The following is a 23,337-nucleotide window of genomic DNA, read 5'->3' on the forward strand; positions in this document are numbered from 1 at the left end:
AGCTTACGCAATACGGGTTGTGCAAGGTGGGTTGTGGAGTTCGCCTTGAAAGAATCCGGGTTCCTGCGCCGTTTCCGCCATTAACTGATCCACCACGTGCGAGAGCGCCGTTTCGACGCCCTCGCCCCGGCTCAACCCGCACTGATAGGCCTCACGCTGCCGCTGTGCGCTCGTGCCGTGCAGAAGCCATTGCCTGATCCGGGCAAAAACCGACTCGACCCCGAGCCTTCGCGCCGTCTCACCCAAGACCTGCTCTGCCTTAAACAGCCACTGCTCCAGGGTGAACGGCCGGTCGTAACCCTCGATAATGAACGAGGCATGAATCCCGTAGCGCTTCGCCCGCCAACGATTCTCTTTGAGTATCCACTGGGAGGCTTGCGAATACCCAGCGCCGGGGTTCGTTTGCGCAATGGCATCGGCCACCAGGAGGCGAAAAAAAGAAGCGATGCACACGCTGTCATCCAGGCGTGGGCAGGCGTCGGTCATGCGCAATTCCAGGGTCGGGTACCTGGCAGCCGGACGCACGCCCCACCAGCAATCGCCGGCCTGGCGGATCGTGCCGGTCTGGATCAGCAGCGCGAGGTAGGCGTCGTAGGCTTTTTGATCCTCCAGGTACTCGGGAATGCCCATTCGCGGCCACTCATCACAGGCGGTTTGCCGGTAACTGTTGAAACCGCTGTCGGCGCCGTCCCAGAACGGCGAAGAACTGCTGAGGGCCAACAGCAACGGCGTCCACGGCAAGACCTCGTTCATCACGCGGATGCGATCCAGGTGACCCGGCACTTCTACATGCACGTGCAGACCCGACAGTAGGCTGCGCCGGGCGACGCGCTGGTAGTCCTCGAACAGCTGCAGAAAATGATCTTGCCTCGTGGGCTGCTGCAGTCGCCAATCCGCCATCGGGTGGCTGCCGACACTGAGCAGGCCAAGGTCATAAGGTTCAAGGATTTGACGCAACGTCCGGCGAACCGTCGCCAGGTACTGCGCGGCTTCTGGAATGCGGGTAAATACCGGAGACGGGACTTCGATCTGGCCCTGGAACATTTCATAGGCAAAGCATGGCCCCAGCGCAGCCTGGCACGCTTCGATCACCGCGCCGGGTGGCTGCGCCGCCATGCGCCGAGTGCTCAGGTCGGTGATGAAGTATTCCTCTTCAATGCCGAATTTCAGCTGTAGGTCCATCGAAGCCCTCCGTGCGTCCGCGTAGCGACCTTACTCGGTGGATCAACGGGTTCAGGCATCGGTTCATGAGGGCCGACCGGAGGCGCTTGATTCAGCGGGTCGCAGACTCGCCGAGAATAAACACCAGCATCACCAGCAGCCAGAACAGATACAGCCAGCCAAACAACCGCACCCATCCCTGATGACGATAAAGGCCCAGGTAAAACACCAGCAGCAACAGAAACTGGCCAGCGGCGGCGAGCATGACCACGCTGTCGTGCTGCGGCCAGAACAACGCGACCAGCACTTCCACGGCCAGCAACAACAGCAGGCCGGCATAGACTTTCAGCGCATTCACCGGGGTCATATCAGCGCCCCACCAGGTAAAGCGTCGGAAACAGCAACACCCAGATCCCGTCCACCAGGTGCCAGTACAGGATGACCATTTCCAGACGCGTGCTGGCCTGATGTCCTTGCAGCCGACCCCGTGCGAATCCCAAGTAAAGCCAAAGCCCTAACCCCACGGCGATCAAGACGTGCACACCATGCAGCGCCGTGGCAATGAAATACAGGTTCATGAACAAGCGCGCCGAGGGCAGGTGCAGCGGTGAATCCGCCGCGAAACCGGGTAGCAAGCCTTCGCGGTATTCCAGCGAGTATTCAAGGCCCTTGCAGGCCAGGAACAGCGCAGCCAACAACGTTGCGCCCATCAGGCAGTGACGCAGACGCCGCTCACTCGCCTGCTCACTGGCGGTCAGCGCCAGGGTCATCAGCAAACTGCTGGTCAACAGAGTGAAGGTGTTGAGTGTCGCCAAGCCGAAGTGCAAACCCGCCACGGCTTCGGCGACGCCGTCGGGATGCTGCAACCGGTAGAACCACGCCACCAGGATCAGGCTGCCGAACATCATCGCTTCACCGGCGAGGAACAGCCACATGCCCAGCTGTGCCGCCTCACGCTGTTGCGCCCAGGCTACGAACGGTTCGGATGGCCTTTGCTCAGAGCGGATCACGGCGCGCCTCCGGGGAGTAATCGTAGGCTTCGAAGTCCACGGTCACCGGCGCATCGAAATTGTGCACCGGCGGTGGCGACGGCACGCGCCATTCCAGCCCGGCCGCCTCCCACGGATTCATCGGTGCCCGCTCGCCCCACCGCAGGGAACCGAGCAGGTAGAAAAATGGCAAGGCATACGCCAGCGCCAGAATAGAAGCCCCGGCCGAAGACAGCACGTTGAGGAATTGCAGGTCCGGGTCATAGCTGTGATAGCGCCGGGGCATGCCCAGGTAACCCAGCAAAAACTGCGGAAAAAACGTCAGGTTGAAGCCGCAGAAAATCAGCACCGCGGTGATTTTCCCCCATAGCTGCGAGTACATACGCCCGGTGATTTTCGGCCACCAGAAATGCAGCGCGCCGAAGTACCCGGCCACCGCCGCGCCGACCATGATGTAGTGAAAGTGTGCGACCACGAAGTAGGTGTCATGGGCATGCAGATCGGCGGCGAGCAGCGCCAGGAACAACCCGGTCACCCCGCCGACGATGAACAGCCCGATAAAGGTCAGGGCAAACAGAAATGGCGCGTGCAGCGTCAGGTCGCTCTTGTACAGCGTCGCGCTCCAGTTGTAGGCCTTGATCGCCGAGGGAATCGACACCAGAAAGCTCAAGAGCGAAAACACCAGGCTGGCGTACATCGACTGCCCGGCGACGAACATGTGATGACCCCAGACCAGGAAACCGATCACCGCAATCGCCACGCTGGACCAGGCGACAAAGCGATAACCGAAGATCCGTTTGTGCCCGGCCGCTGTGATCAGCTCGCTGACCACGCCCATCGCCGGCAGGATCATGATGTACACCGCCGGATGGCTGTAGAACCAGAACAGGTGCTGGAACAGCAGCGGATCGCCGCCCAGTCGCGGATCGAACACGCCGATGTTGAACAGGTGCTCGGCGGCCACCAGCAACAAGGTGATCGCCAGCACCGGCGTGGCCAGCACCAGAATGATCGAGGTCGCGTACATCGCCCAGATGAACAGCGGCAGGCGCATCCAGGTCATGCCCGGCGCGCGCAACGTGTGCACGGTGACGATGATGTTGATACCGGTGAAGATCGAAGAAAACCCGGCGATGAACACGCCGCAGATCACCGCCACCACGTGGCCGTTGCTGAACATCGTCGACAGCGGCGTGTAGAAGGTCCAGCCGGTGTCGACCCCGCCGAGCAACAGCGCCAGCAAGGTGAACAACCCGCCACCCAGCAGCAGGTACCAGCTGAACAGGTTCAGGCGTGGGAACGCCATGTCCCGGGCGCCGATCATGATCGGCACCAGGAAGTTGCCGAACACGCTGGGAATCGACGGGATCAAGAAGAACCAGACCATGATCACCCCGTGCAAGGTGAACGCACGGTTGTAGCCGTCGGCGGTCAGCAAGTCGCCGTTGGGCGTCACCAGTTCGATGCGGATCAGGCTTGCCGCCAACCCGCCGACGAAGAAAAAGAAGGTCACGGTGATCATGTACAGCACGGCGATGCGCTTGTGGTCACGGGTCAGGAACCACGACAGCAAGCCTTGCCGGTGTAGATAACTGGGTGAGCTCATTTCGAATCCCCGAAGGCGGTGGCAGGCAATGAACGCAAGTAAGCCACCAGGCGCTGCACGGCTTCTTCGTCCAATAGATTGCTGTAGGTCGGCATGACCGGCAGGTAACCCGCCACTAACTGTTTCTGTGGCAGCAGGATGCTGTCGCGCAGGTAGGCGTCGTCGGCCACGACCTCGCTGCCGTCACTCAAGCGCACCGGGCGGTTGAACACTCCGGCCAGGGGCGGTGCGCTACCGGACTCATGGCAGCTGCCACAGCCGTACTGGCGGTACAAGTCCTGGCCCTGGCTGATCAGGTCGGCGGCGCTGCCGTTGTCCTGCAGCCAGTGCTCGTAATCACCGGGGTCGAGCACCACCAGCCGGGCGAGCATCGCGGCATGGTCGGTGCCGCAGTATTCGGCGCAGTACACCTGATAGGTGCCGCTGTGTTCGGCCTGAAACCAGAGCATGCTGTAGCGCCCCGGCAGCACGTCCTGCTTGATGCGCAGGCTGGGGAAAAACAGGCTGTGGATCACGTCCTCGGAAATCATCGTCAGCTTCACCGGGCGCCGCGCCGGGACGTGCAAGGTGTTGATCTCGCGCTGCCCGCCCTGGTGCTGGAATTTCCACATCCACTGGCGCGCGGTGACCTGTACTTCCAGGGCATCGGCCGGTGGCGTGCGGGCGAAAAAGAACAGGCGCGCCGAAAACAGGAAGATCACCAGCGAGCCAATGAACGGCAGGATAATCCACGCCAGCTCGATCGGCAGATTGCTCTGCGGCCGGTGATCGCGATCGGCCTTTTTCCCGCGTCGATAACGCCAGATGAAGATCCACAACGCCACGAACACCGGCACCACGAACAACGCCATCATCGCGGTGAAACCGATCACCAGCCAATCGACCGAGACTGCGTAATCCGAGGCCTGCTCGGGCCACAAATGCAGGAAGCGCTCGTTCATGACAGCCTCCGGCGTTCGCGGCGCAGCGCCAACAGAATGAACAGGCCCAGCGCCAGCACGGTGGTCACCCCAGCCACTTGCAGCATCAGGACGATCCGGCTGTTGTAAGTGCCGCTCTGCGGATCGTAGTGATAACACAGCAGCAGAAGCTGCTCCTTGAGCGCACCCAACTTGCCCTGCCCGGCTTCGGTCAACGCCAGGCGCAAATCATCGGCCTGATAGCCGAGGCCGTAGAGCCAGCGCGACAGACGCCCGTCGCCGGTCACCACGGCGACGGCGGAACTGTGGGCGTATTGCTGCTGTTGTTGGTCATAGCGGTAGCCAAACCCGATCGAACCAGCCAAGGTTTGACTGGCCGCCGCATCGCCGCTGAGCAAATGCAGGCCCGATTCGTTGGTCAGCGCCGGCCAGTGCTGGCTCAGTTTGGCCAGCTCCTCCCGGGCGGCCGTGGCGTCTTCCCGCGGATCGAAACTGAAGGCGATCACCTGAAAGTCGCGGCCGATCCGGTAAGGCTGATTGGCCAGTTGGCTGAACAGCGTCGAAAGCGCCGCGCCACAGACATTCGGGCAGCGGTAATACAACGGAACCAGGAGCGTTGGCTGACCGTTCAACAGGTCGCCCAGACGAACCGGACGGTCGCGCTGATCGATAAACCGAGTGTCCAGCGCCAGATGCTCGCCGACCCGCGCCGGGTCGATGCCGGCGGCGCTGAACGGGTCGAACGCCTGCGCAACGCTGTGCTGCAGCGTCATCAGCCACAGCAATGCCAGCACCAGCGCAACCCGTTCAAGGTTCATTGGGCACGTCCTCGGGGGTTGGCCATCCCCGTTCCAGCAGGATTGCCCGCGCCTGTTCCAGTGGCAGGTGGACGACGCGGTGGTCGCGGTCGACCCAACCGAAGCTGTCGAGATGAATGCGCTCGACAGCAAGCTGCCGTTCGCCGTCCTGGCGCGGTTGGGATTGCAGGCGTGGAGCTGGCGGCAGCAGACGTTCCCGTTCGAGAGCACTCAAGGGTGGCTGCTGTGACGCCGCGTGCTGCTGATAACCATTGAGCAGCCAGGCCACGCCGGTCAGGCACAACGCAATGGCGGCCAGCAGCAGCGCCACGAACCCGCCGACTTTGCGACTGTCGAGCCGATTCGGTTCATGACCGAGCGGCTGTTCAGGTTTCATGGAGCCTCCTTTGCCACCGCCATTGCCACCAGGTCCACAGACCGATGCCGTAGACGCCCTGACAGAACAGCGCCACGACACCGGCGCCGAGCGACGCGTCCGGAAATAGCGCTGGCAGACTGAGCCAGATCGACTCCAGCGTCCCCAGCAACAGGATAGCCACACAACCCCAGACCAACACCCTAGGTCGACCACCCCACGGCGAAGCCAGCGCCAGCAGACACGCCAACTGCCCCGCTACCAGCACCGCGCTGACCCCACCCCACGCGCCCACTTCGCGCACGCGATACCACTGGGTTTCGTGCTCAAGGTTCACCGACCAGATGATCAGGTACTGCATGAAGTGTACGTACGCCCAGAAGGCCAGCGCGCTGACCAGCAATCCTCGCAGCACCTGACACTGTGGCGCGGGCAGCGGCACGAGGTTCCAGCACAGCACGCAGAGACCGGCGAACGCCAGGCCCTCGAGCAGTTGCCGCGCTATCAACAGCAAACCAAAAATGCTGGAGGCAAACCCCGGCTGCAACGACATCAACCAGTCGACCGCCGCGAGGCTGGCGACCAGTGCGTAAACAATCAGCCCCGGTCCACAGCGCCGGGGCGCCCAGCGTTGCAGAATCAGGGCAACGCCAGCGTACAGCACAGTGCGCAGCACAAAGAACCATGGCGACAACCACACCCCGCGAAATCCGGAACCCTCGACCGCGAACCACGGATACACCCACGCCATGGCAAATAACACCGGCAGCAGCATTGGCAATAACCACACCACCGCGCTGCCCCCTAATCGACTGCCCGGTGTCAGCAACACTTGCCAGCGGCCTTTGATCAAGGGCGTGAGCAGCGCCAGCAACAAACAGCCGAACACGATGTTGCTGCCGTTGATCGCGGCGGCCAACGCGCCGACGCCGAGCCCGGCCGGTTGCCAGAGTCCGAGCAGCACGACGACGCCGGCGCCAATGGCGAAGGCTGCGGTCAGACGCTTCATGGAGCGCCCTCGTCGAACGCCTGTCGCACCGAGCCGGGCAAATCGTCCAGCGGAGCGTGCTGACTCAATTGCAACACGCGCACATGGGCGACGATGGCCCAGCGCTCGGCCGGCGGGATGCGCGATTCGTAGCCGTACATCAAGCCTTTGCCGTGGGCGATTACCTCCATCAGTTGAGCATCGGAGGCATTGAGCAAACGCGCTTCGGTCAAGGGTGGCGGTGCCGGAAAACCACGACCGACCACCAGACCATCGCCCCGTCCACTCAGGCCATGACACGGCGTGCAAAATGTCTGATAACCCGCCTCGCCGCGATCGAGCAGTGCCTCGGTCATTGGCGGACGCTGCCGCACCATCGCTTCGCGCGCCAGCTGCCCGCGGGCGACGGTGCCATCGGGAGGCAGACGACTGCTCAAACTGTTGGCAAACAAGGCGCCGGGGCGTTGTTCCTGAACCTTGGCTTGGCGCGACATATCATCGCAACCGCTGCACAACACCGCGACGAGCAAGGCCCAAGGCCAGGCGTTCATGGCTGCACCTCGTACACGCTGATCGCGCGTTCGGCGAGCCAGGCGCGGGTGACCTGATCGTCGAACAGCGGATCGGTGGCCTCGATAAACAGAAAAAACCCATCGTCGCTGGCGCGTTCAAACGCCTGGGCGCCGAACAGCGGGTGATGCAAACGCGGCAAACGGCTGGTGATCAGCAGCGTCAGGACAGCCGCCACCGCCGCCCCGACAACGGCGAACAGAAACGTCACCACCATCAGCGACGGCACGGCAATCAACGGCCGCCCGCCGACGTTCAGCGGGTAGTTCAAGACCGAGCCGATTTGCATCAGCAGCGCCAGCGCGACGCCCAGCAATGCTCCGAAGCACGCGATGCCCGGCACCTTGGACGCCCTGGGTTCGAACAGCGGCAGCAGCGCCTCCAGCGGAAACGGCGCGAACGCATCGAGTTGCCGGTAACCCATCGCCCACGCATGCAGACTGGCCTCAACCAAGGGTTGCGGCGCGTCGAACTCGGCCAGCAAGCCCAGGGATTCAGGCATCACCACGCTCCTTGTGCAACGCTTGCTTGACCTCGAACGCCGAAACCATCGGCACGTACCGCAGGAACAGGCTGTAGGGCACCAGGAACACGCCGAAGCTGCCGAAGAACAGCGTCCAGTCCCACAGCGTCGGGGTGTAGCCGCCCCACGCTGAGACCAGGAAATCCCGGGTCTGCGGCGGGATCAACAACATGAACCGCTCGGCCCACATGCCCACCAGCACCGCCAGCGCCACCGCCGCCAACGTCCCCGGCCGCTGGCGCATCGATTGCCACCACAACGCCTGGAGCACGCCGACGTTGCAGACGATGGCCAGCCAGAAACTCCAGGCGTGAGGCCCCGCCAGGCGCGTCATCAAGACCTCGATTTCGTGGGCGTCGCCGCCGTAGAACGGCATGAACAGGTCCGCCAGATAGCCGTAGGCCGTCATCAAACCGGTGGCCAGCAGCAGGCGACCGAGCATGTCCAGATGACGCCGGGTGATCAGCGCTTCGATGCGCAACAGCCAGCGCACGCCGATGGCGAGCAACGCCACCAAGGCAAACCCGGAGAACACCGCGCCGGCCACGAAGTACGGCGGAAACAGCGTCGAGTGCCAGCCGCTTTGCAGGCCCATGGTCAGCAGGAAAGAATAGCCGCTGGACACCGCGAACACCAACGGGATTGCCAGCATCGCCAGTACGCGAGTGGTCTGTCGCCACAACGCCCAGTGCTGCTGCGAACCACGCCAGCCCAGCGCCATCAAGCCGTAAACACGTTGTGCAACCACACCCGTGGCACGGTCCCGCGCCGTGGCGAAATCCGGAATCGCCCCCACCAGCAGGAACATCACCGATACGCTCAGATACGACAGGATCGCAAACATGTCCCAGGCGGTCGGGCTCTTGAACTGCGGCCACAGGCCCATTTCATTCGGGTACGGCATGGTCCAGTAGAACAGCCATGGCCGCCCCAGGTGCAGGATCGGGTACAGCGCGGCACAGATCACCGCCATCAGCGTCATTAGTTCCGCGAGGCGATTGAGGCTGTGCCGCCAGGGTCGCTCGATCAGCCACAGCAGTGCCGAGATGAAGGTGCCGGCATGGCCGATGCCCAGCCACCAGATGTAATTGAGAATGCCGAAGCCCCAGTGCACCGGCTGATTGTTGCCCCACATGCCCACGCCGTTGGCCAGCAACACGGTGGCGGAAGCCAGGTACATCAGCAGCAAACCAAGGCCGATGCCGAACAACCAGCGCCAGGCCACCCGCCGCGGAAACTGCTGCAAGGGGCCGAACACCTGCCGCGACACCTGCTGGTCGCTCAGGTCCGCGGGCAGAAAATGCCCGGTGTCGTGCAACAGCGGTTCAGGCTTCATCGTTGCCCTCCCCGTCCTCGATCCGCGCCAGATAGCTGGTGCGTGGTCGCGTGCCCAAGGCTTCGAGCAAACGGTAATGCCGTGGATCACGGCGTGCGTTGCTGACGGGGCTGGCGGGATCGGCGATGTCACCAAACCGGATGGCTTGACTCGGGCACGTCTGCTGGCACGCGGTAACCACCGTGGTGGTGTCAAACTCGACGCCGCGTTGCTTACTGTCGATGCGCGCGGCGCTGATGCGTTGCGTGCAATAAGTGCACTTCTCCATGACGCCACGGGTACGGACAGTCACTTCTGGATTGCGCTGCGCCTGGATCGACGGGGCGGCGTTGGCGCTCCAGTCCAGCCAATTGAAGCGCCGCACCTTGTACGGGCAATACGACGCACAGGTGCGGGTGCCGATGCAGCGGTTGTAGACCATCTGGTTCAGGCCATCGCGGCTGTGCACGGTGGCATTCACCGGGCAACCGGTTTCACACGGCGCCTGTTCGCAATGCATGCACGGCAAGGGTTGAAAACGCGAGCGCGGTGCGTCCAGCGAGCCTTGGTAATAATGGTCGATGCGCAGCCAGTGCATGCTGCGCCCGTTGGCGACCTGTTCGGCACCGACCACCGCGATGTTGTTTTCCGCCTGACACGCCGTGACGCAGGCATTGCAGCCGGTGCACAGGTCGAGGTCGATGACCATGCCCCATTGCGGGCCGCTGTCAGTAGCCGACGTGTAGAGCGACGCCGGAATCTGCTGCACCGCAATCTGCGGCCGATCCCGCGGCACCACGCGAATCGGCGGCGTCTCATCGTCCGGCAAGGCATGATGAGCCTGAGTGAACGCCAGGGCATGGCGATCGCCATTGGAACGCACCGACGCGCTCACCGACGCGGCCTGGATCGGCCGCACCGCATAGCCCAGGCCGTTGCCGACCCGTCCGGCATGACTGCGTCCGTACCCGGCATACAAGGCGATCACCTGATCGGCCTGCCCCGGTTCGATCCACGCCGCGCCGCGCAACAGTTGGCCCGGCAGCGCCACCTCCACGCCGTCGCCATTGCGCACCCCCACCTGCTCCGCCAGCCGTGGCGATAAGCCGACCACGTTGCTCCAGGTCAGGGTGCTGATGGGTTTGGGCAGTTCCTGCAACCAGCCCAGGTTGGCGAAACGGCCGTCCCACACGCAAGGGTCCGCACGCACCACGGCTTCCAGGCCTTCGGAGTCGGGCAGGTTCAACATCACCGGCGCCGCCTCCGGGGCGTCAATCGCCGGGGCAGCGGCTTCGATCCAGCCATCGGCCAACGCCTGGCGCCACTGGTCTTGCGCAACGTGGGCCCAGGTGGATCGGACGTGGTTCAAGGCATCGCTGTCGGCGGACGTCAGCAACAACTCGATCAACTGGTGGAGGGTGCGGGTCGAGTACATCGGCTCGATCAATGGCTGAACAATGCAGGCGCTGCCGTCCGCGGCGCGCACGTCGGTCCAGCCGTCGAGCGCGTGGTTGAGCGGCACATGCCAATGACAGTGCGCGGCGCTTTCGTCGTAATAGAGCCCGGCGTGCAGGCAGAACGGCACCTTCTGCATCAGGCCCTCAAGGCCCGGCTCGGGTGCCGATGCCTGCAACGGATTGCAATCGAGCAGCAATAACTGGCTGACATTGCCCGCGGCCAGTTGCTGAGCCAACTGTTCCAGCGATGCCCAGAATTGTCCGCGTTCGTAACCCAGCAACGTCGGCGCCTGCCAGTCCAGTGTCTGGCCATGCGCGCCCAACCGCTGGTTGAGCCGCATCACCTGGGCTTGCACATCCGTCGCCGCTTGCATGCCAACGCAGATCAGGCCGCGGCCGGGATGGGCCTTGAGCGCCGTGGCGGCGGCCTCGACCCATTCGAGCTGCCGCGCACTCAGGCGCGGCTGGTCGGCGACGTTCTCACCCAATGCTCGACTCAGCGCCAATGTCAGGTCAGGCAGTCGCGACGGTGCTATCGCCAGTCGATGCGTCGCAGCAGCGCCGGTCAGGGTCGGAATGCTCTCAGCGACGAACGACAACGCCGCACCCTGCCCTTGCGCCGCTTGTCGTCGGCGTTCGGCCCAGCCCTGTTGCAACGGCGTCTGCCGCGGGCCACTGCCCAGCGGATCATCTTCCAGGCAAACCAGCACCTCGGCGTTCTGCAGATAACGTCGGGCCTGCAACGGCTGGCCGAATACACGCTCGCTGGTGCGCAAGGCTTCGGTCTCGGCAAACGACTCGGCGTGATACAAGCGCGCCTCGGGCCAGCGGCGACGCAGAGTGTCGAGTTGGCGCCCGAGGGTCGGCGAACTGCTGGCGCCGCAGACGATGTGCAGGCCTTTGCCCCGCGAGGTGTCCAGCATCAGCCGTTGCCTGGCCAGCGCACCGCGCACCTCGTCCCAACTGGTTTCCCGACCCTTGAAGCGCGGCGCCTGAGAACGGTCCGGATCGTAGAGCTGCAGGATCGCCGCCTGGGTGAAGGCATCGCAAGTACCCGCGGACATCGGGTGTTGTGGATTGCCTTCGAGTTTGATCGGCCGCCCGGCCACGGTCTTGCCCAGCACCGGTTGGGCGATTCCGCAAAACGGGATGGCGGTTGCGTACCAGCTCGCGATGCCGGGGGTCAGTTGCGGCGCCTGGCGGACTGCGGGCACGGCTTGCTCAGGGGTTTTGCCGCACGCCGCAAGGCCGGCCATGGCCAGGGACGCCGCCATCAATTGCAAAAAACGTCGGCGGTCGATCAGCGGAGCCGCACCGGGAAACTCCGCTTCGATCAAGGCCTGTGCCTCGGGCGTCGCCGCCAACGCCTCGAGCCCGCGCCAGTACGCAGCGCCCTTGAGCCCGGCAAGGTGTTCGCGCAGGGCGGCAAAATCCACGGTGGGGGCGCTCATCGATGGCAGGTCCCGCAGTCGGTCAAGCCTCGCGGGTCGATGTGCCGTTCCTTCATCAAGCGTTCACCGAGCACTCGTCGATTTTCGTCGGTGTGCCATTGCGGCGCGGTGACTTGCCCGACCGGGCGCAGGTGCGGTGCCGGATCGCGATGACAGGCCAGGCATTGCCCCATGTTCAGCGGTTCGGCCTTGAACAGCAGTTGCATGCGGTCCACTGCGCCGTGGCATTCGCTGCAACCGACGCCGGCGTTCACGTGTACGCCGTGGTGGAAGTACGCGTAATCGGGCAGCTCAACCACATGCTGCCAATGCAACGGCTGTTGCTCGCGCAGGCTCTTGCGCAACGGCTCAAGCACGTCGGCATTTTTCCAGATTTGCGAGTGGCAGGTCATGCAGGTTTCGGTGGGCGGCAGACTGGCCATCGCCGAAGACTCCACCGAGCTGTGACAGTAGCGGCAATCGATCTTCAACTCGCCCGCATGATGCGCGTGACTGAACGGCAGCGGCTGCTCGACCACCCAGTTACGGCCGGTTCGATAATCGGAACGGTCCAGGGCCAACACCACGAGCAAGCCTCCCGCGAGGCCGACGAACAGCATCAGCAGCCCCAGGCGCAGCCAGGTATCGGCCGAGCGGCTGAAGATCTGCGCCATCGCCGGATTCCAGAAATCAGATTCTTATGGCTATGGCTACGTTTGCGCTCAGGAGTTCTGATTTTTTAGCGATTTTATTAGAGCATCGACCGCCTCGGTTTGAGCGAGCCTGCTCGCAAAAGCGTTGGATCAATCGACCGCTTGACCCTCTGACACGCCGCGTTCGCGAACAGGCTCGCTGCCACACTTCACTTTTTGCTTCGAGGCAACACCGCGCCCAACACCTGCTTCGCGGTTTGCACGATCACACCGGCTTCGTCCGGGTCGCCCTTGAGCAAGGTCGAGGCAAATTTCTTTGCCTGCTCCAGTTTGATGTGCGGTGGCAGCGGCGGGACATTGGGGTCGGTCTTGAACTCGATCAGCACCGGAACGTCCGACGCCAGTGCCTGCTCCCAGGCGGCGGCAACGTCGACTTCGCGATCGACGAAAATGCCCTTGAGGCCGATGGAAATGGCGAACAAATGGTAGGGGACGTCAGGAACGTTTTGCGAGGCTTCGAATTTGGGATCGCCTTCCATCACCCGTTGCTCCCAAGTGACCTGATTGAGGTCTTCGTTGTTGAACACTGCGCAAATCCATTTCGGACTTTCCCATCGCCGCCAATATTTGGCGACGGTGATCAGCTCGGCCATATTGTTCATCTGCATCGCGCCATCGCCCACCAAGGCGATCACCGGACGTTGCGGGTAGGCGAATTTTGCCGCAATCGCATACGGCACGGCGGCGCCCATGGACGCCAGCCCGCCGGACAGCGAGCACTTCATGCCACGGCGGATTTTCAGGTCACGGGCGTACCAGTTGGCACAAGACCCCGAGTCGCTGGTGATGATGGCCAGCTCCGGTAATCGCGGCGACAGTTCGTACACCACACGCTGCGGGTTGATCGGGTCGGCTTTGGCCAGCGCGCGTTTTTCCAGGGTCTTGTCCCAGGCGCTGCGCCAGCCTTCGACCTTCTTGCGCCATTTGCGTGAGGTCTTCGGCACCAACAAAGGTGCAAGCGCGGCGAGGGTTTCAGCGGCGTCGCCCACCAGATTGACCTCCATGGGATAACGCAGGCTGAGCATGTCGGGCTGCAAATCGATCTGGACTCCCCGCGCCTGCCCTTCCTTGGGCAGGAACTCGGAATAAGGAAAACCGGAACCGATCATCAGCAAGGTGTCGCATTCCATCATCAGCTTGTAGCTGGGCTCAGTGCCCAGCAGACCGATGCTGCCCGTGACCCAGGGCAGATCGTCGGGCAAGGCCGCCTTGCCCAACAACGCCTTGGCCACTCCAGCGCCGAGTTTTTCCGCTATGGCAATCACTTGGTCGGTGGCGTTCAAGGCGCCGGCACCGATCAGGATGGCGACTTTCTCACCCGCATTCAGCACCTCGGCGGCGCGCTGCAGATCGGCCTCGTAGGGAACCACCTTTGGCTTGCTGTAACCGACGCCGGAATGCACCGTGCCGTGCGCCCTGCCCGGTTCTTCGTAATTGGCTTCCTGCAGGTCGTTGGGCAGGATCAGCGCCGTCACCCGCCGCTCGCCAATGGCGGTGCGCACCGCACGGTCGATCAGGTGCCGAACCTGCGCCGGCACCGAGGCTTGCTGCACGAACGCCCCGGCGACGTCCTTGAACATCGACAGCAGATCCAGCTCCTGTTGATAGTGACCGCCGAGCGCCGCGCGCGCCTGCTGGCCGACGATCGCCAGCACCGGCATGTGATCCATGCGTGCGTCATACAGCCCAGTGATCAGGTGCGAAGCGCCGGGGCCGGAGGTCGCGATACACACGCCCAGTTCGCCGGTGAATTTGGCATGGGCCGACGCCATGAAGGCGGCCATCTCCTCATGCCGGGCCTGGACGAATTCGATCTTTCCTTGAGCGCGGCTCAACGCACCGAATACACCATTGATGCCATCCCCCGGATACCCAAAAATCCGCGTAACGCCCCATTGGCTGAGTCGCTCTACCAGAAAGTCGCTGACTGTGATTGTCATGAAGATCCTCTTCTCTAGTCCGATGGCGATAATCGCTACAGAAACAACAGGTATTCAGCCAACCTTGTCGTTGTCCTGTTCGGGCGTTTCAATGCCGAGTTCTTCTTCATGGTCATCCCGTGGGTAACCAGGTAACCCACGCGTGTCATCTGATTCTTTAAGATGACCCGGCGGAGTCTTCTTCCCGCCCCAATCCGTGGTGCTATTCGGATCTTCATCACGGCCAGCCGTGCCAAGCACGCAGCCGTCGTCATTGGGGTTGCCCAGCCCCTCGGCGGGTCTTTCCTCAGTGATAGTTGGTTGGGTTTTCATAACGCCTCCAATTCAAGTCATGAGACTTCTTTGAAGATGTGGTCAGTACCAGAGTGCAGCTCAATTGACGAACGGTATACGCTACGTCACCTCCCACTTCGTAGCCGAAGTCAACTCGGGCATGTACCAATTGCACCTCGCATGCCTGTGCTCATGGGTAAAAAAATTACTTAAGAGCAGCGACAGTCGTGACTATTTTGCGGCTAATAAGCGCGGTGCATGCGGTGCCGCTAATAGTCGGAGCAGCTGTCCCTTCAACTTCCTAGGTATAACGCTGGCCTCGGTGGCCAATAGCTTTGGCTTATCCCGAGCAATCTTTGAGGTACGTCTCTGCAATTCGAAGCAATTCTTCGTACTGTTCTTGCGCGGTCATTCTGACTTCAGGCTTTCCATTAACTCGTGCCAACTGAAAGCACACTTGCGCCATTTGGAACCGTTCATATTCGAGAGGACTCCACCAAGAGCCAGTGGTTTTGTAGGGGTAAAAACGTTTAAAAACAAAAAGGGGTCGCGAGATAAAATCTCGCAACCCCTTGAATTATATGGTCGGGACGGAGTGATTCGAACACTCGACCCCTAGCACCCCATGCTAGTGCGCTACCGGACTGCGCTACGCCCCGACTAGGCGTGAAACTCGTCCCTCTTCTCGAAGGACGCTCAAGAATATATCGCAAGCTTTTGAAAACTGGAAGTATTCAAACGCATGAAATTATTTCTTGAGGACCACCAACACATCTTCCAGCTCGGCAATCATCTGCCGGATCATTTGTTTGTATTGGGTGGTGTCGTCTTTGGCTTCATCGCCGGACAAGCGCAAGCGCGCGCCGCCGATGGTGAACCCTTGATCGTAAAGAAGCGCGCGGATCTGCCGGATCATCAGCACGTCTTGTCGCTGATAATACCGGCGGTTCCCGCGGCGTTTGACGGGGTTGAGTTGAGGAAACTCCTGCTCCCAATAGCGCAGCACGTGCGGTTTTACCGCACACAGCTCGCTGACTTCACCAATGGTGAAGTAGCGTTTGCCTGGGATGACGGGGAGCTCGTCGTTATGACTTGGTTCCAGCATAAGCCTCAACTCGGGCCTTCAACTTCTGCCCTGGACGAAAGGTGACCACACGGCGAGCCGTGATCGGGATTTCTTCCCCCGTTTTCGGATTGCGGCCAGGCCGCTGGCGTTTGTCCCGAAGGTCGAAATTGCCGAAACCGGACAATTTGACTTGTTCGTTGTCTTCAAGAGCGTGCCTGATTTCTTCAAAAAACAGTTCGACCAATTCCTTGGCCTCCCGTTTATTCAGGCCCAGCTCTTCATACAGACGTTCCGCCATCTCAGCTTTCGTCAGAGCCCCCATACGTCACTTCCTTAACGTGGCGTTCAACCTTTGTTCGAGCGAGGTGAGGATATTTTGCGTCGTGGTATTCACCTCATCGTCATTAAGAGTGCGCGATGGATGCTGCCAGGTCAAGCCGACTGCGAGGCTTTTTCTATCAGGATCAATGCCTTTACCCTGATACACGTCAAATAGCCTGAGGTCCGTCAGCCATTCCCCTGCATTTTCACGGATTACGTCCAGTACGGCGCTGGCTGCGACGTCTTTTTCGGCAATCAGTGCAAGGTCACGACGCACTTCAGGAAAGCGCGATAACTCCTGGAATTTAGGCATTTTGCCCAACGCCACTTCCGCCAGCACCAGCTCGAAAACGAAGACCGGACGGTCGAGACCGAGGGTTTTCGACAATTCAGGGTGGATGGCGCCGACAAAACCAACCAGACGGCCTTCACGTTCGATGCGCGCGGTTTGACCCGGGTGCAACGCTGGGTGTTTGCCCGGCACGAAAGTGAACGAGTCCAGCGCACCGGCGAAGCCCAGCACCGCTTCCACGTCAGCCTTGACGTCGAAGAAGTCCACGACATCGCGACCCTGTGCCCAGCCTTCTGGCAGACGGCTACCGCACACCACACCGGCGAGCATTGGCTCTTGCTTCAGGCCTTCGAGTTGACCGACGAAGCGCAGGCCGCTTTCGAACAGACGGACGCGGTCCTGTTGACGATTCAGGTTGTGCTGAAGCGCCTTGACCAGGCCTGGCCACAAGGACGAGCGCATGGCCGCCATGTCGTTCGAAATCGGGTTGGCCAGCAGCAGTGGTTCCACACCCGGATTAAACAGTTCGAATTGTTTCGGATCGATGAAGCTGTAGGTGATCGCTTCCTGGTAACCACGGGCGACCAGCAGGCGACGCAGCTCAGGCAGATCGCTGCGCGCTTCGGCCTTGGCTTGTGGCGCCAGGCGAGCTTGCGGGTAGCGAACCGGCAGACGGTTGTAACCGTACAGACGGGCCAGCTCTTCGATCAGATCGACTTCCAGGCTGATGTCGAAGCGATGACTTGGCACTTCAACGCGCCACTGCCCTGCCCCGTCGGCGGAAACGGTCAGGCCCAAAGCGTTGAGCAGACGCTCGACTTCGGCTGAATCCATTTCCATGCCCAGCATTTGGGTGATGCGCTGTGCGCGCAACGTCACCGGAGCAATCTTCGGCAGATGCTGTTCGCTGACGGTTTCGATGATCGGGCCGGCTTCACCGCCAGTGATCTCCAGCAGCAGGCCAGTGGCGCGCTCCATGGCTTCACGGGCCAGTTGCCAGTCCACGCCACGCTCGTAGCGGTGCGAGGCGTCGGTGTGCAGGCCGTAGGAGCGGGCCTTGCCAGCGACAGCGATCTGATCGAAGAACGCGCTTTCAAGGAAAATATCGCGAGTGGTCGCGGTGTTCACACCACTGTGCTCGCCACCCATGACGCCGGCGATAGCCAGGGCGCGGGTGTGGTCGGCAATCACCAGCGTATCGCTACGCAGGGTGACTTCCTGGCCGTCGAGCAGCACCAACTTCTCGCCTTCTTCGGCCATGCGCACGCGGATGCCGCCATTGATTTCGGCGAGATCGAAGGCGTGCAGCGGTTGACCCAGCTCCAGCATCACGTAGTTGGTGATGTCGACAGCCGCGTCGATGCTGCGCACTTCGGAACGACGCAGGCGCTCAACCATCCACAACGGCGTAGGCTTGGACAGGTCGACGTTACGAATCACACGCCCCAGGTAACGTGGGCAAGCGGCTGGCGCCAGCACTTCAACCGAACGCACTTCGTCGTGCGCGGCTGGAACGGTGGCAACGACCGGGCGGGTGACGGTGGCGGCGTACAGCGCGCCGACTTCACGGGCCAGACCGGCCAGGGACAGGCAGTCGCCGCGGTTCGGGGTCAGGTCAACCTCGATGCTGGCGTCGTCCAGGCTCAGGTATTCGCGAATGTCCTGACCGACCGGTGCATCGACCGGCAATTCCATCAGGCCATCGTTGCCTTCGCCCACTTGCAGCTCGGCTTGCGAGCACAGCATGCCGTTGGACTCAACGCCACGCAGCTTGGCTTTTTTGATTTTGAAGTCGCCCGGCAGCTCGGCACCGATCATGGCGAACGGGATCTTCAGGCCCGGGCGCACGTTTGGCGCGCCGCAGACGACCTGGAAGGTCTCCGAGCCATTGCTGACCTGGCACACACGCAGCTTGTCAGCGTCAGGGTGCTGCTCGGTGCTCAGCACCTCGCCCACGACCACACCGCTGAAAACACCGGCGGCCGGCGTAACGCTATCGACCTCAAGACCGGCCATCGACAGACGAGCAACCAGCTCGTCGCGACTTACCTGCGGGCTTACCCAGCCACGCAGCCATTGTTCACTGAATTTCATCCTGCTCTCCTAAGAATTCGTTACGACTAGCGAAATTGCGCGAGGAACCGCAAGTCGTTGTCGAAGAACAGACGCAAGTCGTTCACGCCGTAACGCAGCATGGCCAGACGCTCAACGCCCATGCCGAAGGCAAAGCCCGAAAACTCTTCCGGGTCGATCCCGGACATACGCAACACGTTCGGGTGAACCATGCCGCAGCCCATGACTTCCAGCCAGCCAGTCTGTTTGCAGACGCGGCAGCCTTTACCGCTGCACATCACGCATTCCATGTCGACTTCGGCGGATGGCTCGGTGAACGGGAAGTACGAAGGACGGAAACGCACGGCCAGTTCTTTTTCGAAGAACACGCGCAGGAATTCTTCGATGGTCCCTTTCAGGTCGGCGAAGTTGATATCGCGATCGACCAGCAGGCCTTCGACCTGGTGGAACATCGGCGAGTGGGTAATATCGGAGTCGCTACGGTACACACGGCCTGGGCAGACGATGCGGATCGGCGGCTGTTTCGATTCCATGGTGCGGACCTGTACCGGCGAGGTATGGGTGCGCAGCAACATGTTGGCATTGAAATAGAAGGTGTCATGCATCGACCGGGCAGGGTGGTGGCCTGGGATGTTGAGCGCTTCAAAGTTGTGATAGTCGTCTTCGACCTCAGGGCCTTCGGCAATGCCGTAGCCAATGTGGGTGAAGAACTGTTCGATACGTTCCAGAGTCCGGGTAACCGGATGCAGACCACCGGAAGTCTGGCCGCGGCCAGGCAGGGTCACGTCAATGGACTCGGCAGACAGTTTGGCGGCCAGGTCGGCCTCTTCAAACAGTGCCTTGCGAGCATTGAGAACCTCTGTGACACGCTCCTTGGCAACGTTGATCAGGGCGCCGACTTGCGGACGCTCTTCTGCCGGCAAATTCCCCAGGGTCTTCATCACCTGAGTCAATTCACCCTTTTTGCCAAGGTAGTGAACCCGGATTTGCTCCAGGGCATTGATATCTTCAGCGCTTTGCACAGCCTCTAGTGCTTGAGAGACGAGCGCGTCCAGGTTTTCCATGTACAGACTCCAGATACAAAATAGGGGAAGAGCTTGAAGGCTCTTCCCCTATTTATGACGTTTAACACCTGACCCCACAGAGGTGAGGCCGGGTGACTGTCGGGGGTACTTAAGCCAAGGTGGCTTTAGCTTTCTCGACAATCGCAGCAAACGCCGCTTTTTCGTTCACTGCCAGATCAGCCAGAACCTTACGGTCGATCTCGATGGACGCTTTTTTCAGGCCGGCGATGAAACGGCTGTAGGACAGACCGTTGATACGTGCACCAGCGTTGATACGAGCGATCCACAGAGCGCGGAACTGACGTTTTTTCTGACGACGGTCACGGTAGGCGTATTGGCCTGCCTTGATTACCGCTTGCTTGGCAACACGGAATACGCGCGAGCGAGCGCCGTAGTAGCCTTTAGCAAGTTTCAGAATTTTTTTGTGACGTTTACGGGCAATGACGCCACGCTTTACACGAGCCATGAGTTACTTCCTCTATTCTTGACTAAATTAACGAAGGCGCAGCATGCGCTCGACTTTTGCCACGTCACACGGTGCCAGCAAGCTGCTACCGCGCAGTTGACGCTTACGCTTGGTCGACATTTTAGTCAGGATGTGGCTCTTGAAAGCGTGCTTGTGCTTGATACCGTTAGCAGTTTTCAGAAACCGCTTAGCAGCACCACTTTTAGTTTTCATTTTTGGCATGTTCGGATACTCCGCATTCAGTTGATAAACATAATCAGAAGGCCTGCCGTGCCCTGTTGATTACTTCTTCTTTTTCGGGGCGATGACCATGATCAGCTGGCGTCCTTCCATCTTAGGATGCTGTTCGACCGAACCGTACTCGAGCAAGTCACCTTCAACTCGCTTGAGGAGTTCCATCCCCAGCTCCTGGTGGGCCATCTCACGGCCGCGGAATCGCAAGGATACCTTGGCCCTGTCCCCATCACTCAGGAAACGTACCAGGTTGCGCAGTTTTACCTGGTAATCCCCTTCCTCCGTCCCTGGACGAAACTTGATTTCTTTAACCTGGATCTGCTTCTGGTTTTTCTTGGCCGCAGCAATCTGCTTCTTCTTCTCGAAGATCGACTTGCCGTAGTCCATCAGCTTGCAAACAGGGGGTACTGCATCGGCGGAAATTTCCACCAAATCGAGCTTGGCTTCTTCAGCCTTAAGAAGCGCGTCTTCAATTGACACAATCCCAAGCTGCTCGCCTTCAGCCCCAATTAACCGAACCTCGCGTGCCGAGATATTCTCGTTGATCGGGGCTTTCGGTGCAGCTCGTTTATCTTGTCTCATTTCACGCTTAATAATAATTACTCCGAATCTGGGCGACCACGCCGGGAAACCGCTTGCGCGAGAAACTCAGCGAACTGGGCGACGGGCATCGAGCCCAGGTCAGCACCTTCACGAGTACGCACAGCGACAGTCTGCATCTCGACTTCCCGATCTCCGATAACCAAGAGATAGGGAACCTTGAGCAAAGTATGCTCGCGGATTTTAAAGCCGATCTTTTCATTTCTCAAGTCAGACTTGGCACGAAATCCGCTTTCGTTGAGGGTTTTTTCAACTTCAGCAGCAAAATCGGCTTGTTTATCAGTGATATTCATAATCACTGCCTGGGTCGGAGCCAGCCACGCAGGGAATGCACCCTCGTAGTGCTCGATCAGGATTCCGACGAAACGTTCGAAGGAGCCAAGGATCGCCCGGTGCAACATTACCGGGTGCTTGCGACTGTTGTCTTCGGAGACGTATTCGGCTCCCAGACGGACAGGCAGGTTAAAATCGAGCTGAAGGGTACCACACTGCCAGACGCGGCCAAGGCAATCTTTCAGCGAGAACTCGATCTTCGGACCGTAGAACGCACCTTCGCCCGGCTGCAAATCGTACGGCAGGCCCGCGCTATCAAGGGCTGCAGCCAATGCCGCTTCGGCGCGGTCCCACAATTCGTCAGAACCCACGCGTTTTTCCGGACGAGTGGACAGCTTCATCTCGACGTCTTTGAAGCCGAAATCGGCATAAACGTCCATGGTCAGTTTGATGAACGCAGCGGATTCAGCCTGCATCTGCTCTTCAGTGCAGAAGATGTGGGCGTCATCCTGAGTGAACGCACGCACCCGCATGATGCCGTGCAACGCACCCGATGGCTCGTTACGGTGGCAAGCACCGAATTCGGCCAGACGCATCGGCAACTCGCGGTAGCTTTTCAGGCCCTGATTGAACACTTGCACGTGGCAAGGGCAGTTCATTGGCTTGATGGCGTAGTCGCGGTTTTCCGACTGGGTGGTGAACATGTTGTCGGCGTAGTTGGCCCAGTGCCCGGATTTCTCCCACAGGCTGCGGTCAACGACCTGAGGCGTCTTGATCTCCAGGTAGCCGTTGTCGCGCTGAACCTTGCGCATGTACTGCTCGAGAACCTGGTACAGGGTCCAGCCGTTCGGGTGCCAGAACACCATGCCCGGCGACTCTTCCTGGGTGTGGAACAGGCCCAGGCGCTTGCCGATCTTGCGGTGATCGCGCTTTTCAGCTTCTTCGATGCGCTGGATGTAAGCCGCCAGCTGCATCTTGTCCGCCCAGGCGGTGCCGTAAACGCGCTGCAATTGCTCGTTCTTGGCATCGCCACGCCAGTAGGCGCCGGACAATTTGGTCAGCTTGAAGGATTTCAGGAAACGCGTATTCGGCACGTGCGGGCCGCGGCACATGTCGACGTATTCTTCGTGATAGTACAGGCCCATGGCCTGTTCGTTCGGCATGTCCTCGACCAGGCGCAGTTTGTAGTCTTCGCCACGGGCCTTGAACACTTCGATCACTTCGGCGCGCGGAGTGACTTTCTTGATCACGTCGTAATCTTTCTCGATCAGCTGCTGCATGCGCTGTTCGATGGCGGCCAGGTCGTCCGGAGTAAAAGGACGCTCGAAGGCGATGTCGTAATAGAAGCCTTCGTCAATGACCGGCCCGATCACCATTTTGGCGGTCGGGTACAACTGCTTGACCGCATGGCCAATCAGGTGGGCGCAAGAGTGGCGAATGATCTCCAGCCCCTCTTCATCCTTTGGCGTAATGATTTGCAGCGTGGAATCGCTGTCGATGATGTCGCTGGCGTCGACCAGCTTGCCATTGACCTTGCCGGCCACGGTGGCTTTGGCCAAGCCAGCACCAATGGATGCGGCGACCTCGGCTACGGAAACCGGGTGATCGAATGAACGTTGACTGCCGTCGGGAAGAGTAATAGTTGGCATGGCGCCTCCTCTCCTAGTGGTGACCCCTACCAAAGGTCACGTGGGTTGGGATGAGCCAGTACAAGATCCGATCCAGGCCATTCAATGACGAACGCCTGCCTTACAGCGGCAGGAGCCTTGCGGCCAACCGGAAAACCGAACCAGAGTGACTGGGATTCAAATCAGGGTTAATCGCGCATTTGCCGCCACCGGGACTGAAGGTCATCCGGAGCTTGCAAAGGCCCGAGCGAGGCATGCTAGC

At 60.8% G+C, this 23,337-nt stretch carries 23 protein-coding genes and 1 tRNA gene; all 24 read right to left on the reverse strand.

Going from position 1 to position 23,337, the window contains the following annotated elements:
• Window positions 1–3: 3 nt before the first annotated feature.
• The 24 genes from SB725_RS15860 to thrS all read right to left on the reverse strand — a co-directional run bounded on the left by SB725_RS15860 (window position 4) and on the right by thrS (window position 23,096).
• Window positions 4–1,182 carry a carboxylate-amine ligase gene (locus tag SB725_RS15860; RefSeq protein ID WP_410922204.1) on the reverse strand — a complete coding sequence of 393 codons (1,179 nt, stop codon included), beginning with the start codon at window positions 1,180–1,182 and terminating at the stop codon, window positions 4–6.
• A 91-nt stretch (window positions 1,183–1,273) separates the two neighbouring features.
• The gene (locus SB725_RS15865; RefSeq protein ID WP_410922205.1) at window positions 1,274–1,528 is read right to left on the reverse strand and encodes a hypothetical protein; all 255 of its coding nucleotides are present in this window, start codon (window positions 1,526–1,528) and stop codon (window positions 1,274–1,276) included.
• 1 nt (window position 1,529) lies between these two features.
• Window positions 1,530–2,171, reverse strand: coding sequence for a cytochrome c oxidase subunit 3 (locus SB725_RS15870; protein ID WP_410922206.1), 642 nt, complete (start codon window positions 2,169–2,171; stop codon window positions 1,530–1,532).
• Window positions 2,158–3,756, reverse strand: a complete 1,599-nt coding sequence (locus tag SB725_RS15875) for a cbb3-type cytochrome c oxidase subunit I (protein ID WP_410922207.1) — start codon at window positions 3,754–3,756, stop codon at window positions 2,158–2,160. The genes SB725_RS15870 and SB725_RS15875 overlap by 14 nt, the downstream gene beginning before the upstream one ends.
• Window positions 3,753–4,697: a cytochrome c oxidase subunit II gene (coxB, locus tag SB725_RS15880; protein WP_410922209.1), complete on the reverse strand. Its 945-nt coding sequence runs from the start codon at window positions 4,695–4,697 to the stop codon at window positions 3,753–3,755. The genes SB725_RS15875 and coxB overlap by 4 nt, the downstream gene beginning before the upstream one ends.
• The gene (locus SB725_RS15885) at window positions 4,694–5,494 is read right to left on the reverse strand and encodes an SCO family protein (RefSeq protein ID WP_410922211.1); all 801 of its coding nucleotides are present in this window, start codon (window positions 5,492–5,494) and stop codon (window positions 4,694–4,696) included. Before SB725_RS15885 ends, coxB begins: the two co-directional genes overlap by 4 nt.
• On the reverse strand, window positions 5,484–5,870 hold the full coding sequence (locus SB725_RS15890; protein WP_410922213.1) for a hypothetical protein: 387 nt from the start codon (window positions 5,868–5,870) through the stop codon (window positions 5,484–5,486). The genes SB725_RS15885 and SB725_RS15890 overlap by 11 nt, the downstream gene beginning before the upstream one ends.
• Window positions 5,860–6,858, reverse strand: coding sequence for a hypothetical protein (locus SB725_RS15895; RefSeq protein ID WP_410922215.1), 999 nt, complete (start codon window positions 6,856–6,858; stop codon window positions 5,860–5,862). The genes SB725_RS15890 and SB725_RS15895 overlap by 11 nt, the downstream gene beginning before the upstream one ends.
• Window positions 6,855–7,388 (reverse strand): c-type cytochrome, encoded by a 534-nt coding sequence (locus SB725_RS15900; protein WP_410922217.1) that lies wholly within the window; start codon window positions 7,386–7,388, stop codon window positions 6,855–6,857. Before SB725_RS15900 ends, SB725_RS15895 begins: the two co-directional genes overlap by 4 nt.
• Window positions 7,385–7,909, reverse strand: a complete 525-nt coding sequence (locus tag SB725_RS15905; protein ID WP_410922219.1) for a DUF3341 domain-containing protein — start codon at window positions 7,907–7,909, stop codon at window positions 7,385–7,387. Before SB725_RS15905 ends, SB725_RS15900 begins: the two co-directional genes overlap by 4 nt.
• Window positions 7,902–9,266 carry an NrfD/PsrC family molybdoenzyme membrane anchor subunit gene (gene nrfD, locus SB725_RS15910; RefSeq protein WP_410922220.1) on the reverse strand — a complete coding sequence of 455 codons (1,365 nt, stop codon included), beginning with the start codon at window positions 9,264–9,266 and terminating at the stop codon, window positions 7,902–7,904. The genes SB725_RS15905 and nrfD overlap by 8 nt, the downstream gene beginning before the upstream one ends.
• A complete protein-coding gene (locus SB725_RS15915; RefSeq protein WP_410922222.1) occupies window positions 9,256–12,153 on the reverse strand; it encodes a TAT-variant-translocated molybdopterin oxidoreductase in 2,898 nt (965 codons plus the stop codon). Before SB725_RS15915 ends, nrfD begins: the two co-directional genes overlap by 11 nt.
• Complete coding sequence (locus tag SB725_RS15920; RefSeq protein WP_410922223.1) at window positions 12,150–12,806, reverse strand: cytochrome c3 family protein; 657 nt, start codon at window positions 12,804–12,806, stop codon at window positions 12,150–12,152. The genes SB725_RS15915 and SB725_RS15920 overlap by 4 nt, the downstream gene beginning before the upstream one ends.
• Window positions 12,807–12,994: 188 nt before the next feature.
• On the reverse strand, window positions 12,995–14,785 hold the full coding sequence (locus tag SB725_RS15925) for a thiamine pyrophosphate-requiring protein (protein ID WP_410922225.1): 1,791 nt from the start codon (window positions 14,783–14,785) through the stop codon (window positions 12,995–12,997).
• A 54-nt stretch (window positions 14,786–14,839) separates the two neighbouring features.
• Complete coding sequence (locus tag SB725_RS15930) at window positions 14,840–15,097, reverse strand: hypothetical protein (RefSeq protein ID WP_410922227.1); 258 nt, start codon at window positions 15,095–15,097, stop codon at window positions 14,840–14,842.
• A gap of 543 nt (window positions 15,098–15,640) precedes the next feature.
• Window positions 15,641–15,717, reverse strand: a tRNA-Pro gene (locus tag SB725_RS15935).
• Window positions 15,718–15,806: 89 nt separating this feature from the next.
• The gene (locus SB725_RS15940; RefSeq protein WP_003179985.1) at window positions 15,807–16,163 is read right to left on the reverse strand and encodes a MerR family transcriptional regulator; all 357 of its coding nucleotides are present in this window, start codon (window positions 16,161–16,163) and stop codon (window positions 15,807–15,809) included.
• Window positions 16,144–16,446, reverse strand: coding sequence for an integration host factor subunit alpha (ihfA, locus tag SB725_RS15945; RefSeq protein WP_002553164.1), 303 nt, complete (start codon window positions 16,444–16,446; stop codon window positions 16,144–16,146). Before ihfA ends, SB725_RS15940 begins: the two co-directional genes overlap by 20 nt.
• A 3-nt stretch (window positions 16,447–16,449) precedes the next feature.
• Window positions 16,450–18,831 (reverse strand): phenylalanine--tRNA ligase subunit beta, encoded by a 2,382-nt coding sequence (gene pheT / locus SB725_RS15950; protein WP_410922228.1) that lies wholly within the window; start codon window positions 18,829–18,831, stop codon window positions 16,450–16,452.
• 26 nt (window positions 18,832–18,857) lie between these two features.
• Entirely contained in the window at window positions 18,858–19,874 is a 1,017-nt protein-coding gene (pheS, locus tag SB725_RS15955) for a phenylalanine--tRNA ligase subunit alpha (RefSeq protein WP_007905876.1), read from the reverse strand.
• A 109-nt stretch (window positions 19,875–19,983) separates the two neighbouring features.
• A complete protein-coding gene (rplT, locus tag SB725_RS15960) occupies window positions 19,984–20,340 on the reverse strand; it encodes a 50S ribosomal protein L20 (protein WP_007905879.1) in 357 nt (118 codons plus the stop codon).
• Between the two features lie 27 nt (window positions 20,341–20,367).
• On the reverse strand, window positions 20,368–20,562 hold the full coding sequence (rpmI, locus tag SB725_RS15965) for a 50S ribosomal protein L35 (protein WP_008145659.1): 195 nt from the start codon (window positions 20,560–20,562) through the stop codon (window positions 20,368–20,370).
• Window positions 20,563–20,622: 60 nt separating this feature from the next.
• Window positions 20,623–21,174 (reverse strand): translation initiation factor IF-3, encoded by a 552-nt coding sequence (gene infC, locus SB725_RS15970; RefSeq protein ID WP_172435341.1) that lies wholly within the window; start codon window positions 21,172–21,174, stop codon window positions 20,623–20,625.
• Complete coding sequence (thrS, locus tag SB725_RS15975) at window positions 21,174–23,096, reverse strand: threonine--tRNA ligase (protein WP_410922230.1); 1,923 nt, start codon at window positions 23,094–23,096, stop codon at window positions 21,174–21,176. The genes infC and thrS overlap by 1 nt, the downstream gene beginning before the upstream one ends.
• Between the last annotated feature and the right edge of the window lie 241 nt (window positions 23,097–23,337).

The sequence above is a fragment of the Pseudomonas sp. SIMBA_041 genome, assembly GCF_046535095.1.
Taxonomy (GTDB): domain Bacteria; phylum Pseudomonadota; class Gammaproteobacteria; order Pseudomonadales; family Pseudomonadaceae; genus Aquipseudomonas; species Aquipseudomonas mucoides.